We start from the raw sequence: 15491 nt of genomic DNA on the forward strand, positions 1-15491 counted from the left end.
GCGCCTGAAGCAACAAGCGCCGGGGTTCAGGAGCTGCCGTTGAATTAATGATCGTTTTTTTTCCAGAAAAGACTTTCCACCACGACATAATCACTCCCCTTAGGCCCGAAGGTATTTGCCTTAAAAACCCGCAACACGATCCTATCGGCAGCTAAAAAATTTACTTTACTCTTACATTTTTTTACCAATCGGCAGAAAAGCACATAAAAACAGTGGGAATCAGGTGGTTAGCTTTCTTAAAAAAAGTTAAAAAGAGAGAAATCCGTCACATATTTCTTTCAATGTAACGACTGTGTTACGAGGGGAATGTCTACAACACGCTAAACGCTGGCCCCGCACCGGGGCCAGCTTCCATCACACTTTTTCAATACAAGCCGGTAGTCCCTGACGCACGGACGACCCGGTTACCCAGTCAAGCCAGGGGCCGGGCACCTTGCGCGTGGGATCGGCAAAGCCCAAATCGTTGAGATTGACGCCGGATGCTATCTGGCTTTTATGTGCCAGAGGTTCACCGTCAAGCCAGTGCTGACGCGCCCCCATCTCCGTATGTCCGTACCCATGTTCCATAGCAATCACACCCGGCATCACGCCTGAGAGCAAACTCACCCGCGCCTCCACACTGCCTCCCGGCGTCGTTATCTTTGCCTTGTCGCCATGCTGTAACCCAAAGCGTTTACCATCGTCGGGGTGAATGGCCACCAGCCCCATCGGCTTAACGTGATGCAGCCGCTCAACAACTGTCGTGGAGCTACTCATCAGGTTTGATTTAAAAGACATCAGTTTCATCGGCCATTTTATCTGCGGGAAGACCTCATCCAGCGCCCGCCCATCGGACAACCGCGCGGGATACCAGGTCGGGCAGCCGCTGAATCGCTCGCCGGTCATGGCATATCTGAAGGCCGCTACCTGGGCGTTCCAAATCTGCAGCGGCCTGACCCATTCACCGCCGACCATCCCCTCTTTACGCCCTGAGGCATCGGGCGCAAAACGCCCTCCCCGGCTGTAAAGAAAGGCAACGGGTAGCGCCTCTTCTGATTTCAACGTACCCTTTATTGCCGGAAATATGCGCTCAACGCCGGACAACGCCACATCCTGCTCGCCAGCCGGCGGCAGCGGTTTCTGCCCGGCAAAAGCAATATTGGCCGCCACGCGCAGGTAGTAATCCTCCGCGCGATTCAGGTGATGCATCACCCCCTGTGCATCCGGTATCGCATTCTCGCCAAATCCCGGCAACTGCATCCGTTTAGCCACCGCAATACAGAAGGATTCCATGGATACCGGGTCATCCTGTAGCGTCCTGGCGGTCGCGGGAGCGACAACAGGCCAGCGCGCCGTTGCGGTTTTACTCGCCACGCCCCCCCAGGGAGCGCTGAATCCCCAGCTTTCAAAGTTATGGGTATCCGGCACGATATAATCCGCCAGCGCAGTGGTCTCATTCATAAAAGCATCGATGGCGATAAACAGCGGCAGACGTTGCGGATCTTTTAGCCGCTCTTCAATGACCGTGCGCAGACCGGGCACGCCGTACAGCGGATTGGTCATATTCGAAATCCACGCTTTTAATGGATAGGGATAGCCCTCCAGCGCGGAGGGTAAAAGTTCTGTCAGTTGCCCGGCAACAAACGGGTACCACGGCGCGTTGGCGGGCCACGGCGACTGACCGACGGCCACTTTTGCCTGATACTCATCGGATTTGGCGTAGTCGGCTTTACTGCGAGCGATATTGAGCCCTTTGGGTGCGATCTTGCCGGGAAATTGTTCAATGTTGTAGCACGGTCCGTTAATCTCGCCGTTGAATTTCCCCCCGCCGACAAATACGCCGCCGCTCAGACTCATATTGCCCAGCAGCACATTGAGCATCATCACCGCCCAGGCATTATAAAAACCGTTGCCGGACATCATCCCGCCATGGGTCACCACCGCCGCCTTACGCCCGTGATCGGTAACCGCTTTCGCCAGCGCATGAATCTGTTTAACCGGCACGCCGCATTCCATGCTGTATTGCTCCGGCGTGAAACGGTGGGCCGATTCAGCCAGGCATTGAAAGCTACTTTTCACCGTAACCGTAGCGCCATCGTGCAGCGTGACCGCCTGCGATACCCGTAGCGTCCCGCGATCGCACTGGCTGACGGGGACCAGCTCTCCCGTCTCGTTCACCACCAGCGGTTCATCAGCCTGCCCGTCGCCGCCATTGAGATGGGATACGCTCAGGTGCTGTCCGCTCAGCGGATGGTTTTCATCGGTAATAACCAGCCAGGTGGCATTGCTCCAGCTTTTTTCACCGGCGCGCGTCATCGCTTCCCGGCTGGTCAGCATCAGGTATGCGGCCACATAGCGTTCGTTATCAATAATCCAGCGGATCATAGCCATCGCCAGCGCAGAATCAGTTCCCGGTTTTATCGGCAACCAGTGGCCATGGTCATCAGCCAGTACCGTGGTCAGGGGCAGCGCGGGAGACACCACGACGTAGTTAAAGCTTTTACGTAAGCGAGCGCTGGCAAGCTGTCTCGCCTGACGTTTGAAGGGGTTCCCGGATTGTGCGGGGGATGTTCCCATAAACAGCGCAAACTCGACGTTTTCCCAATCGGGTTTAACGTGGGGATTTTTATCCAGATCGCCCATCAGCGCACCGGAACCGGCGCGATAAGAGAGTCCACAGTAGGCACCGTGCGCGCCAAAGTTCTTTGAGCCAAAACTGTTCAGCGCAAAACGGCGCAGGAAGCCATCCCTGCCTTCATCGCTGGTATTGGTAACCAGCAACTGGTTGGCCTTCGGGCCATAGGCGGGATGTTTCGCATCAACAGGCGTGTTGAGATCGCGAATGGTACGCAGCCCGTCGACGTGGCCTTCGCCAAACAGGTTACCGCCCTCCACCACCTCTTTAATCAGTTGCTCAAAGCTGATGCGCTGCCACTTGCCTTCCCCGCGCTTTCCGGCGCGTTTCATCGGCGTAAGAATACGCAGCGGGCTGTTCAGGCTCTCTAACAGAGTGGCGCCGCGCGCACAGGCGGTAGAACGGGATTCAAGCCCGCTTTCCCCCGCCATCTTTTGCAGCGCTTCGGAAAACGGCATCATGCTGTCAAAAGGCTTCTCGTGTGACAGCGGGTGCCATGGGTTTCCGGCGATGCGTAAGACTTTATTCTCTGCTCTGTTCACACGCACGCGAATGCCGCATAGCGTCCAGCATCCAAAACACTGGGTCATGGAGACCGCCTGATCGGGGTTACTCTGCCAGCCGCCGTGCGCGCTACCTTCCGGAACAAGAGCGTTACCGTGGATCCTGTCCCGCGTCACCTTCCCGGACGTGCCATTGACCAGCCCGTCCACGGCCCGTTTTGCAACATCACGATAGCTCAAACCGAACGCGGCAAAGCCCCCTACAGCTACCCCAATTTTTAGCCATTGACGGCGGGATAATTCAGACATGACGAAACCTCCTTGAAAGCCAGTTGACGCATTCCCTGATGGTTATCATGAGGGCGAACCACAGCCCGAAGGTGCCAATAATGGCCAGCAGACCGTCGGTCCCAGGGGGAAGGTGGTAGTCGTTAATCAGGGCGTTGTATTTCGGGACCGTTTGCCCGCCAATCAGCAGCGCCCAGCGCAATGTCCAGCACAGTGCCGCCACCAGCAGCGTGCTCGCCAGTGTCAGCGATAACGGAAAGTCGTAGCGGTTCGCAGCGAGCGCCAGGACCAGCACGACGCTCCATAACGTCACCATCACCAGCATGTAAAAACGGATATCCGTAGCAAGCCGCCACTGCTGGCGAAGGGCCTCGCCCGACAACGTATCCCCCAGCAGCCATAGCAGCGCTACGGCCCCGAGTAGCAGTAGCGTTACCACCTGCCCTTTCGCCAGCAATTTGCCGCAATAGCGATGCTTATGCAGGGCCAGGCTGAGGAGTGCCAGTAGCCCACTTATCGCACTTATAAACATCACCAGCGGATACCCATAGCTGAACCATATTGGTCTGGCCTGCACGATCGAAACTTCACGTCCGGTATAGAGCAGTAAGCCGACCGCCGTCAGCGCCGCGGCGAGAGCTATCCAGCGCATCAACGGTGTAAAGCGTTCCGTGACCACGCGCAGATGGAAAAGCAAAAACCACAGCCCAACGAACACGGTAAACAGCGGTAAAAACAGCGCGCCCCAGGGCATCCATGACCAGGGCGTCGGCCAGGCATAAAAGTGCCAGAAGCGGGCGGTCTGATGCAGATCGGCAGTTAACGCCAGCGGCGCGGCAATCCCGCAGGTTAAAGCGAGGAACAGGCAAACTCGCTCGAACGCTTCGCGATACCGGTGCTGAGACCAGCGTGCCGCGCAGGCCAGCAGCACCGCGCACGAGGCGATACCGATAAAGAAAAAATACTGTACGGCCCAGGGAAGCCAGGTAATGTCCTGCGGCTGAGCCAGCACCTCATCAATGATCATGGGTGACATATTTCCACCTCCTGCCAGAGCGCGGGCTGCGCACGCCCCTGTAACGGGGAGACAAAGGCGTCGTCGAGCCCCAGATAAAAGACGTGCGGGTGGGTGTTATTCTCCGGCTTGAGGACTTTTATCTCGTCCCGGTGCGCCGCCAGCAGCGCGCTGATCGTACTGTTGGGATCGTGTAAATCGCCAATAATCCGCGCGCCACCCACGCAGGATTCCACACAGGCAGGGAGCAGCCCGACCTCCAGTCGGTGTGCGCAAAAGGTGCATTTATCCGCCGTTTGGGTCGTGTGATTAATAAAGCGGGCATCATACGGGCAGGCCTGCACACAGTAGGCACATCCCACGCAGCGGGTGTTGTCGATAACCACAATCCCGTCCTTGCGTTGAAAGGTGGCCTGCACCGGGCAAACCGGCACACAGGGCGGATCGTCACAGTGGTTACACAAACGCGGCAGCAGCACGTTGGTCACCTCATCGCTGTCGGCGAGCTTCACCTGATACTGGTTCACCGTGGTGCGGAAAGCCCCCTGCGGGGTCTGGTTTTCTATGGTGCAGCTCACCGTGCAGGACTGGCAGCCAATGCAACGGCGCAAATCAATAAGCATGGCGTAACGCTGCTTGTCGGAGCCTTCGTGCCGTTCAGGCTTTAATGAGAGACTCGCCTGCGCCAGCGGTATCAGTGATGCCCCGGCGGTGACAACACCCAATTGCTGCAAGAAATGTCGCTTACTGATGTCCATAGTGACCTCCATTCAGTGCGCGGCTAAAGAAAAGATTAGGGATGGAATTACCTAACCAAATGTGATTAGTTACAGTCTAAAAATCCCGCCAGGTCGCCCTCTATTGTGGTTAACCACATAAACGAAGCGGGCTTGATCTACCGCAAACAAAAAGGGGCATTTGTCGCATGGATCGCATCGCAAAAATCCTGTTGTGCCTGTTCATCGTCGGGTTTAGCTCCCCTCTTCTCGCCGCTGACTGGACCATCGGCATCCTGGCATTGCGCGGTGAAGCGGCAACTCAACGTCACTGGCAGCCGCTTATCGACTCGCTTAACGACACCGTACCGGATGCCCATTTTCGGCTGCTCCCCCTTGATCTCAACGCGATGCGCGCGGCGGTAAACGCAGGAAGCGTCCAGTTTGTCATCACCAATCAGGCGCAGTTTGTGCAACTAAATAGCCACTATCATTTGCGCTGGCTGGCATCGTTACGATCCGGGAAAGGGGCCGCCGGGGAGAGCATGGCCACCGGCAGCGCTATTCTGGTTCGCCGTGATAGCCCCATCACCCACGCGCGGGATCTGGCCGGACAAACCCTGGGCGCAGTCGATGCGCAGGCCTTTGGCGGCTATCTGCTCGGCTACCGTGAACTGCTGGATGCGGGGTTACGGGTGGACGACCAGGTGAAGGTGAGATTTTTGGGCTTTCCGGCCGATGCGCTGCTCTATTTGCTGCGCGAAGATGCCATTCAGGCTGCCATCGTTCCCGTGTGCCTGTTGGAAGACATGGACGCGGAAGGTCTTATTGCGAAAAATGCCTTTCGGGTTCTGCTCCAAAAGCCGTCCGCATCTCCCTGCCTGACCAGTACCGCACTCTATCCTGACTGGTCGTTCGCTGCCCTGCCCGGCGTGGGTGACCGGGTTGCCGATGCCGTCGCAAAGGCGTTGCTGACGGCACCCCAGAGCGGTACCTGGCACTGGGGCGCTCCCGCCTCAACCAGCGATACCGAAGCCCTGCTTCGCCAACTTAACCGCCACCCGGAGCAGCAGAGGATCGGGCAAACCCTGCTCGCCTGGCTGAGCCAGCACAGGCTAATGATTGGGCTGATCCTTGTGCCGGGCGTGCTGTTCGTTGCCAATTATGGTTGGGTGATGGTGCTGGTAAACCGGCGCGGTAAAGCGCTGGAGCAGGCAAACGCCCGGCTGCGCGCCCAACAGCAGACGCTGGAGCAGGCCCGACAGATGAGCGTACTGGGTGAGATGGCCTCCGGTTTCGCGCACGAGCTTAACCAGCCGCTAGCGGCAATCCGCATGTATGCGCAGGGAGGGCTTAATTATCTCCCTCAGCCGGAAAAGAGAGAGGCCGTAGAAGAGGCACTACACAACATCGATGCTCAGGCCGAACGCTGTGGACTTATCATCAAACATTTACGGGAATGGGCGAGTCCGCAGCAGCAAAGTGAAAATGCGCCCTGTGATGTCGCAGATACGCTCCGACACGTGCTCAGGCTCTTGCAGCTTGATAAAGCGTCACCCGACCTGCTTGTTGAGGTAAACATCAAGCGCCCCATGCCGCTTTCTCTGCCACCGGTCCTGCTGGAGCAGGTACTGGCAAATATCATTTTGAATGCGGTCCAGGCAGGCGCCACACGCCTTTGGGTAACGGAGGAACGTGTCGGTCAACAGCAGCAGATTACGCTACTGGATAACGCAGGCGGCCTGTCAGCGGAACAGCTTTCGGCGCTGTTTCGCCCTTTTCACTCCACCAAAAAAGGCGGTATGGGGCTGGGACTCGTTATTTGCCAGCGCCTTCTGCGCAGCGTCAATGGCGAGATTAGTGTGAATAATCACAGCGCCCCGGATGGGCGTTATGGTTTACTCGTGGCCCTGACCTTTCCGACGGACCAATAACACAGAAGATTCAAATGATTCATTTAGTGGATGACGACGAAGCGGTGACCCGCTCATGCTCTTTTTTACTGGAAAGTCTGGGATACACCGTTCAGTGCTGGAACGAAAGTGAGCGCTTTCTGCACAAAGCAGCGCTTAAAGATACGGGCGTCGCGCTGTTGGATATGCGGATGCCTGGTATGGACGGGCATCGCCTGTTTCAGGCCATGCGTCACGATAACAGCACCCTTGCCGTTATTTTCCTGACAGGCCATGGCGATATCCCGATGGCGGTAAAAGAGATCCAGTCGGGTGCCGTCGATTTTTTACAAAAACCTGTCGCGCTTGATGCCCTAAAAAAGGCCATCAGTAAAGGCTACGAACACTCTGAGCGGCTGGCGAAAATACAGGAGCGTAAACAGCGTTACGGCCAACTGACACCCAAAGAAAAAGCCGTGGCGCATTATGTAGCCGCAGGCATGATGAATAAGGATATCGCCTCGCAGATGAATATTGCATTGCGCACGGTGGAAGTTCACCGCTCACGAGTTATGGAAAAAATGGATGCCAGAACGATGGCAGAACTGATCATGCAAATGAATAGCATTGATCTGTCAGGTGAGAATTTAAGCAGGGGATAAAATTGTCGAGATTTTTTAACAACTCCCTGTCGGCATGACTGAACTCATTTCTCAGATAACTTTTGCCCAGCCAGGTAGCCAGTAAACTTTTCACACGCTCTCAGGCGGAACGAGTGTTGTATTCATTATCAGATTCACCGGATGCGCCATGTAACGTCCTCGTTAATACGATAACCCCGTATTTTTGCTGGCAGAAAAGAAAAAATCAGCAAATTCCTGGGCTTAGCAACGGAAATGACGCAGCACGTGAACAGCCCGTTTAGATAAATTTCTGGGCCGCGGTCATAATGTCATCCGATGAAAGCTGTCGGTCAGTAGCGACACGAATCTCCAGATGATCACCGGTGAGTGAGTGAACGCCTGCGTGCATAATATTTAGGGTCGCTTTCTCGCCGTTAGGGTATTCACAATCAACGGTCTTATCGCTGGCATTTCTGTCAACAGCTTTGACTGGCTGAGAGTTGAAAAAAACCAAAACTTTTGATGTCATAAGTCGGTCCTTAATTGATTACGTGAGGCAGGCGAAATATCTATGCGATATGCGTTGCTGTGATATTTCTGACAAGCGGCACAGGATGCATGGTCGCTAAATTGTAACGTTCATTGGTTACCATTACGGTTTTGCAAAAAATACATTTTGCGCCATATGGATTAGTTTCTGTTACATCAAAATGCGAAACACGATATTGCGAGCCGTGACATTTTGGACAACGAAGATGAATATTAAAAATAGTGAAAGTGTCCTTAAAGTACTACTACATTAACAGCGGAAGGGCCTTTCGGACCGTTTTCGACTGAGAATTCAACTTGTTGATTTTCTTCAAGCGTTTTAAATTCATTACTTTGAATAGCAGAGAAATGCACGAATACATCTTTGCTACCATCTTTTGGAGTGATAAAACCAAAACCTTTTTCAGGATTGAACCACTTTACGTTACCTGTCGTTTTTGAAGACATAATTTTTTACCTATATAAATGTAAGCCTTTCGGCATGCAGGGTCCGATTACAGAATAATCGCATAACTTTCAATGAAGACTCAAAAAGAGATATCTAAGGATACTTAAAATGAGGGCAAAAAATGGAATGCTTTGGACTGGTCTGTGTATCAAACCGACAACTCATTAAGGCATGTCATCTCCTGTTATGCAAGTATTATTTTCCTGGCCCATTCTCCACCGTTACGTTCGCAAGCATTCGTTTAATGTTGAAATCTCCAGCGACGCGCTTCTGATGCAGGGGCTAATCATGCCTTTTAACGTAAAGAACTGCTACAAACAGGCCAGGCCCGGCGATGACCTTTTTAACAAAGTGCCCTGACCAGCATGGATAATATCCCCGCTTACATGGGAGCGAAAAAATGAGTATGGGCAATGCGCGCAGGGATAGTGTATGGTTACCGCCCATTTATCAGGAAAGACCCTATGCCACAACGCAAAGATTCAAAAAATAATCGCAACTATCTCGTTAAATGCACCTGCCCTCACTGCACCAAACAGTCAGAACATAGCTTTACACGAGTCCAGAAAGGCTTGTCATTGATGTGCCCTCATTGCAGTAAACTTTATAATCAAGACAAAACAGCCTTTGCTTAAGGCCGGTGTTTTCCCCGGAAATACATCACGGGTTAGAAGATCGTATAACACTTAAGTATTAATTTCATACGAAACCCTCCCGTCTGGCTTTTTCACACAGACGGGTACCACAAAGCTATATGCCCTGAACTCTGTAACAAATCTCCTTGTTCGCCCCCTTTCCAGAGGAATTATCTCAATTTATTTCACGTACAAACTGTAACAAAATAAGCGCAACAGCTAACCAGCAAATGCTATAAATATTATCAGGATGGAAAATACAGAGTGCGGAAATAAGGAGCAAATATGAAAGTTAAACTAACAGCCCGATTTATGGCCAGAGTGCATTTATTTTTGGCGTTAATTTGGGCAGTGCTGACAATCCCAACATTATTATGGTGGAAAAACAGCATACTCTGGGTTTCGCTGATGAGTATTTACGCCATCGTTATTTCACATCTTGCAGCCTATAGTGCCGCACACGCCGAAAAAGCCGCCAGTCAGGCACTGAATGAAAGTGGCGAAGCGAATAAAAAAATACATGCGAAAAATACAGAGGCCGCAAAACAATAATCACCCGGAATTCACCTCGCCTGCTTTGCAGGTGAGGACAGATTAACCAGGCGCAGTAATGTAGGGTTTCGATTCAATCTGACATAGCATCAAAAAAAACGCATCGCAGGAAAGAGCATATATTATATTTCGTCACCCTGTCGCAGTAACGTCACTCTTCTGATAATACCCCACCCGGTCGGCTTCCCGACCAGAATCAGGCGACACACAGTTTTTAGAGATGCATGTACTCAGAAAATCAACGTATTACTCATCCTTTTTTTTGAGCAGAGGTACTCTATTCATACTGATAATGCTGTGAAGGCGAGATGCCATTTTATTTTTCTCTTCTTGCGAAACTTCGGGGCAACACTCCGCCAGTTCCTGCCAGAGGAACAGTGCCCCCTCTGCCATCGTGTACCATGTAGCGGCCACCCGACCGTACTCGGGGTCACATTCCCGGATGGCCTTGTCCATCATAAGATTCAACACAATTTCGGTATGAGCAGTTATCACATCAAGCCGCATAATTTATCTCTCCACGATACATTATGTATGGGATAACGTAACGGTATAAGATTGTTAAAATTATTTATATACTACTGAATAATATATTTTCGGAATAAGCTTAAATTCTGATTTTTGAGACGAAGTGCAAAGGAATACTATACCGCATTTGCTGCCAAATTAACTCAAGCAAAACCTGGTGATGGCGGAGATACCAGGCAAAAGGAGTGTGAGCCTCACGGTATCGCCCCAAAAAAGAGCCTCTTCAACAATTGAAGTGATGCTGCATAAAATTTAATAAATACTTAAATTGCATCTTTCCGCCAGCACAAAAGCATAGAAAAACAGCCATTCTAATAACGTCAAAAACACACATAGAGCGAAGAGCAGAGAGAATACATGCCTGAAACCTATGACGCCTCTTATGTATTCATTCTTTACCATCGCCTTCTTATATGAATAACGATTCAGTTTTTCATAATAATAAAGTTGTAAAGATTAGCCATAAATGTGCCGATAGCACTTATAAGACAACACAGCAAATAAGGAAAATAACGATATGTCATGGATTTATCGTATTTCTATGAGAATGAAGTTATTTATCGCGTTATTCCCTCTGCTGCTTGCTCTGGTATGGTTTGCCGGTTCAGGCATGCTCAGCCGTATTGGTACCGAACGACAGATGGACACTATCGGTCAGTTAACAACGCTTGCCCGGAGCGCGGGAGATGTTGTCCACCAACTGCAACGTGAACGTGGAATGAGCGCCGGTTTTATCGGCGCGCGTGGGCAGCAGTTCCGCGATGAAATCATCGTGCAACGAAAATTAACTGACGAGGCGCTGGTAAAGTTGAACCAGGCGCTAGCCAGTACGGACACGAATTTGACGCAGGGCAATATTGCCGCCCCGCTGAAAATGTTTAAGGAGAGTATTCAGTCCCTCGACGACACCCGTAATGCGATAAGCGGGCTGAATATAGAGGCGTCAAAATCGACGCAGTTCTATACGCAGACCATCTCCGGACTGCTGAGTTTCGTTGGTGGTATAGGTCAGTTAAGCGCCTCCGGCCCAATGGTGAATGAGCTGGCAGCCTTCTATAGCCTGCTGAATTTAAAGGAGCAGGCCGGGATCGAGCGCGCACTGCTCACCAATGTCTTCTCTGTTGATCGCTTTAGCGACGGCCAATTCCGTATGCTCAGTGACGTGGTGGGTAAACAAGAAGCCTGGCTGATCGCCACCCGCCGCTTTAGTAGCGAAGCTCAGGCTGCGGAGCTGGATAAAGCCCTTGCGTCGGCCGAAGTCACCCGTGCTCTTGAGCTGAGAACGATTGCCTTGAATAAGTCGCAGGAGGGTGGATTTGGCGTCAAACCGACGGACTGGTTTACTGCCCAGACCAAACGCATTGAGATACTTCGCCAGGTAGAAACCCAGGCGGCGGATACCCTGCTCGCGCATTCGGCGGCACTAGCCCATAACGCACGTGTTGACTGGCAATCCTTTCTGGCGATCAGTCTGATTGCCCTGCTCATTGCTATTGCCTTTGCCATGATAGTAGTGCGCAGTATTCAACAACAACTAACCAACACGCTGAAAACCATCAATGAGATGGACGGCGATTTGACCCGCCGCCTCGATGTACCAGGTAGCGACGAGCTCTCTGCTCTTAATCGCGCCTACAATCAGGCAATCGAAAACATTCAGCATATCGTGCAGGAAATTAAATCGGGCGCGCTGATACTCAGTAACGCCAGCAGTGATATTACCGATGGTAACCAGGATTTGGCTCAGCGTACCGATGAGCAGGCAGCATCCATCGTTGAAACCGCCGCCAGTATGGAACAGATATCGACGGCCATCTCCCAGACCGCCCATAACGCCAGCGAGGCGGAACGACTGACCCAATTGATGGCAAACGACGTGCTGGATGCGACCCGCGTTTCCAACGAGGCCAGCCAGAGCATGGCGGCTATCCGTTCGTCCAGCGACAATATTTTCCAGATTGTGGCGTCAATCGATGAGATCTCGTTCCAAACCAACTTACTGGCGCTAAACGCCGCGGTTGAAGCCGCCCGCGCAGGCGAACTGGGCAAAGGTTTCGCCGTTGTGGCGGCAGAGGTGCGTCATCTCTCCCAACGCTGTGCCAGAGAGGCCAGCCTGATTCGGGAACTGGTTAATCAGAATATGGATAATATTGGCGAAGGGGTGCAACGGGTTTCGGCGTCCGAGGCGGCACTGAAAGCGGCGGCGGATACGACCGGGCGGATGAAGCAATATGTCAGTGATATCGCCCGCGCAGCCAATGAACAGTCTCTTGGCGTAACACAAGTGCATCAGGCACTGAATCAACTGGAGCAGGTCACTCAGCAAAACGCGGCGCTCGTTTCCCAGATGGCAACCGCCAGTCAAATGCTTGACGCACAGTCGAAATCGATGTCCACGCTTGTTGACCGCTTTGTATCCTGAGATAACGGAAAGCAGACATCAGGTCTATCCGGGTGTCTGCCGCCCTCTAAGGACTCAACAACGCTTAATTATATTAACCGTAAACGCGACATAACGTCCCGGTTATACTCAACGTCCAGTCACCGGTCACTGCCGGAATAAACACCGACTGCCCTTCCTTGAGTGTCACCGTTTCTCCACAAGGATGATGCAATAACGCCTGCCCATCGATCACTAAAACAATCTCTGCACTCGTAGTCTGTATAGCAACATCTTTCACATCGCTATAGACATCAAAGCAAAAATCCTCCACCGGAATCGGATAATGGTGTTTTCCTGCTTCACTTATCGGCCGCATGCGTAATTGCGTCGCATAAATCGGTACAAATACCGTGCAGGCAACAAGCTCCTTCAGGTTAATTTTTTTCGGTGTTAACCCGGCGCGCAGAACATTATCGGAGCTGGCCATCACTTCCACGGCGACGCCATGAACATATGCATGTAACGTACCGGGTGAAAGAAACATCGCCTCCCCTGGCTGCAATGTCAGGCAATTGAGAAACAGCGGCGCGAACAGGCCAATATCATCATGATAATATTGATGCAGGCGTAATATAAACGTCGCCAGATTATCGTCATACCAGTCCCTGGTATTATCAATAAGCCGTTTTAATGCCTGCTGTTTTTCATCCTGTGGTAGCTGCATCACCAGGAGGAAAAATGCCTGCAGTGTTTCTGCGCAGGGGGAGACGGCTAATTGTGTTAACGCATCACTGAGTGACGGAATATGAAGTGGCGTAAAGTTGTCCACAATGTCAGCGGGGTTACGAAAGCCGTTCATCGCCATAAACGGCGTCAGCGCATAAACCAGCTCTGGCTTATGGTTATCATCGTTGTAATCAGGCGGGTTAACCGGATTTTGTTGTTGGCGCTGAAACCCCGCCTGCGCCTGCGCTTTTTGCGGATGAACCTGAATCGACAGCGCACTTTCGGCGGCAAGGATCTTTAACAGATACGGTAGCTCACCGAATTGTCCGGCAATTTTACTGCCGAGCATGGCCTGCTTATCAGCGGCAATCAGTTCCGTCAAAGAACAGGTGCCGTCTTCACAGACAACCTGAGAAATCCCCGCCGGATGCACGCCCATCCATAATTCTGCCTGCGGTTGGTCATCAGGATTCGGGATATGAAAACGCGTGTTGAACGCGGAGCGACTCCCCCACGGATAATTCTTCACCACATTTACGAGTGGATAGAAACAGTGACTCACGTCGATTACTCCTCGTCAGTGAACTGGTTGGTTTGGGCAAGCGTCTTAAACCATACCCCGTTGCGCTTTATATGCCGCTCCCCTGTTTCAATATCGAGACGATAAAAACCATAGCGACGTTTGAAGGAATTAATCCACGACCAGTTATCAATGAAAGTCCACTGATGAACACCAAAGCAGTTCGCCCCATCCGTAATAGCCCGATGTAGCTGAATTAAATGCTCTTTCATCAGTCCGATACGGAAACTGTCGTCAATCGCGCCATCAGCCTGCACCGGTCCCTCTGATTCAAGGTCCATGGCAATACCAATCTCCGCCAGATACCATTTAATATTGCCGTAGTTGTCGCGGATATTTGCGGCAATGTCGTAAATCGCCTGCGGCAAAATTTCGTTATTATCCCGGTATGGGTTAAAGCGCCCGTGCGGATTCACATAATTTTCGAAATAAAATTCTGGGGTGAAATAATCGAGGGTGTAGTCGGACTCCCGTGCTTTTACACGCCGGGGGACATAATAATTGACGCCAAGAAAATCGATATGCGACGAAGTAATCAGGTCAACGTCGGCTTTCGCCACCTCCGGCAGGCACTTATTCGCCACGAGGATTTCGCATAACTCTTTCGGGAACTGATGTTTCACCAGCGGATCGAGAAAACTGCGGTTGAACAGTAAATCGGCATACGCGGCGGCTTTTTTATCTTCAACAGAATCATTGCGGGTGTAGGACGGCGTCAGGTTCAACACCACACCAATCTCGCCGTCCAGTGCCAGTTGTCGATAGACCTGAACCGCCTTTGCATGCGCCAGCATAATATTGAATGCCACCTGCGCCGCCAGCTTGCCATCTTTTTTGCATGGATAGTGGAAGTCATACAGATAGCCCCCTTCAACCGGCACAATCGGCTCGTTGAAGGTTATCCAGTATTTCACTTTATGGCCGTACAGGGTGAACGCGGTCTGTGCAAAACGGGCGAAGAGGTCGGTGACTTTCGCTGATTCAAAACCGCCATATTTTTTCTGCAGCGCTTCGGGCATATCAAAGTGGTAAAGGTTGATCATCGGCTCAATGCCGTTGGCGATCATCTCGTCCAGATATGCATGGTAAAAACGCACCGCGTCGGCATCGGGCTCCCCCGTTTCAAAGTCGGCAATCAGCCGCGACCACTGAATCGAAGTGCGAAAAGAGTTGAAGTTCAACCCTTTCATTAACGCCACATCGTCTTTGTATTTGGTGTAGGTTTCACATACCTTTTGCGGCCCCATTTGCTGATAAAACCGCTCAGGGTGTTCAGCAAACCAACTGTCCCAAATGGAACGATGGGCTTTCCCTTCTACACCTTCGGTTTGCGGGCCAGATGCTGCTGCACCCCAGAAAAATCCGTCCGGGAATTGATACCGGGTCATAACGCCTCCTCAGATAAAAAAAGGCTGCGCCCAACGGACGCAGCCAATGTC

The 15491-nt window shown here is 52.0% G+C and carries 14 protein-coding genes; 5 read left to right on the plus strand and 9 right to left on the minus strand.

The window, feature by feature from the left end:
* Positions 1 to 354: 354 nt before the first annotated feature.
* The 3 genes from ttrA to ttrB are packed head-to-tail and all read right to left on the minus strand — an operon-like array spanning position 355 to position 5178.
* Complete coding sequence (ttrA, locus tag IP582_RS18085; RefSeq protein ID WP_193794009.1) at positions 355 to 3426, minus strand: tetrathionate reductase subunit TtrA; 3072 nt, start codon at positions 3424 to 3426, stop codon at positions 355 to 357.
* Positions 3419 to 4432: a tetrathionate reductase subunit TtrC gene (gene ttrC / locus IP582_RS18090; RefSeq protein WP_370551812.1), complete on the minus strand. Its 1014-nt coding sequence runs from the start codon at positions 4430 to 4432 to the stop codon at positions 3419 to 3421. The genes ttrA and ttrC overlap by 8 nt, the downstream gene beginning before the upstream one ends.
* Complete coding sequence (ttrB, locus tag IP582_RS18095) at positions 4429 to 5178, minus strand: tetrathionate reductase subunit TtrB (RefSeq protein ID WP_193794011.1); 750 nt, start codon at positions 5176 to 5178, stop codon at positions 4429 to 4431. Before ttrB ends, ttrC begins: the two co-directional genes overlap by 4 nt.
* 167 nt (positions 5179 to 5345) lie before the next feature.
* Here ttrB and ttrS point away from each other — a divergent pair, with 167 nt between their 5' ends.
* Together ttrS and ttrR are read left to right on the plus strand one after the other, a co-directional pair.
* Positions 5346 to 7070: a tetrathionate respiration histidine kinase TtrS gene (ttrS, locus tag IP582_RS18100; RefSeq protein WP_193794012.1), complete on the plus strand. Its 1725-nt coding sequence runs from the start codon at positions 5346 to 5348 to the stop codon at positions 7068 to 7070.
* An 8-nt stretch (positions 7071 to 7078) separates the two neighbouring features.
* On the plus strand, positions 7079 to 7690 hold the full coding sequence (gene ttrR, locus IP582_RS18105) for a tetrathionate respiration response regulator TtrR (protein ID WP_193796305.1): 612 nt from the start codon (positions 7079 to 7081) through the stop codon (positions 7688 to 7690).
* 259 nt (positions 7691 to 7949) lie between these two features.
* Here ttrR and IP582_RS18110 read toward each other — a convergent pair whose 3' ends face one another.
* From IP582_RS18110 to IP582_RS18115, 3 genes are read right to left on the minus strand one after another with little or no spacing between them, the layout of a single operon-like run.
* Complete coding sequence (locus IP582_RS18110) at positions 7950 to 8180, minus strand: hypothetical protein (protein ID WP_039079816.1); 231 nt, start codon at positions 8178 to 8180, stop codon at positions 7950 to 7952.
* 40 nt (positions 8181 to 8220) lie between these two features.
* The gene (locus tag IP582_RS25400; protein WP_228008000.1) at positions 8221 to 8421 is read right to left on the minus strand and encodes a cold-shock protein; all 201 of its coding nucleotides are present in this window, start codon (positions 8419 to 8421) and stop codon (positions 8221 to 8223) included.
* Between the two features lie 13 nt (positions 8422 to 8434).
* A complete protein-coding gene (locus tag IP582_RS18115; RefSeq protein WP_193794013.1) occupies positions 8435 to 8647 on the minus strand; it encodes a cold shock domain-containing protein in 213 nt (70 codons plus the stop codon).
* Positions 8648 to 9112: 465 nt separating this feature from the next.
* Between IP582_RS18115 and IP582_RS25405 the strand changes: the two genes are divergently transcribed.
* Together IP582_RS25405 and IP582_RS18120 are read left to right on the plus strand one after the other, a co-directional pair.
* Positions 9113 to 9283 carry a YnfU family zinc-binding protein gene (locus tag IP582_RS25405; RefSeq protein WP_222556294.1) on the plus strand — a complete coding sequence of 57 codons (171 nt, stop codon included), beginning with the start codon at positions 9113 to 9115 and terminating at the stop codon, positions 9281 to 9283.
* 285 nt (positions 9284 to 9568) lie between these two features.
* Positions 9569 to 9835, plus strand: coding sequence for a hypothetical protein (locus IP582_RS18120; protein ID WP_039079814.1), 267 nt, complete (start codon positions 9569 to 9571; stop codon positions 9833 to 9835).
* Between the two features lie 246 nt (positions 9836 to 10081).
* Here IP582_RS18120 and IP582_RS18125 read toward each other — a convergent pair whose 3' ends face one another.
* Entirely contained in the window at positions 10082 to 10342 is a 261-nt protein-coding gene (locus IP582_RS18125; protein ID WP_193794014.1) for a hypothetical protein, read from the minus strand.
* Between the two features lie 538 nt (positions 10343 to 10880).
* Between IP582_RS18125 and IP582_RS18130 the strand changes: the two genes are divergently transcribed.
* Positions 10881 to 12785 (plus strand): methyl-accepting chemotaxis protein, encoded by a 1905-nt coding sequence (locus tag IP582_RS18130; RefSeq protein ID WP_193794015.1) that lies wholly within the window; start codon positions 10881 to 10883, stop codon positions 12783 to 12785.
* A 73-nt stretch (positions 12786 to 12858) separates the two neighbouring features.
* Here the strand turns inward: IP582_RS18130 and manA are convergent, their stop codons facing one another.
* Positions 12859 to 14034 (minus strand): mannose-6-phosphate isomerase, class I, encoded by a 1176-nt coding sequence (manA, locus tag IP582_RS18135; protein WP_193794016.1) that lies wholly within the window; start codon positions 14032 to 14034, stop codon positions 12859 to 12861.
* A 5-nt stretch (positions 14035 to 14039) separates the two neighbouring features.
* Complete coding sequence (locus tag IP582_RS18140) at positions 14040 to 15440, minus strand: glycoside hydrolase family 1 protein (RefSeq protein ID WP_193794017.1); 1401 nt, start codon at positions 15438 to 15440, stop codon at positions 14040 to 14042.
* Positions 15441 to 15491 lie beyond the last annotated feature (51 nt).

Origin of the sequence: Citrobacter sp. BDA59-3 (assembly GCF_015167655.1) — a bacterium.
In the GTDB taxonomy this organism is placed as follows: domain Bacteria; phylum Pseudomonadota; class Gammaproteobacteria; order Enterobacterales; family Enterobacteriaceae; genus Phytobacter; species Phytobacter diazotrophicus.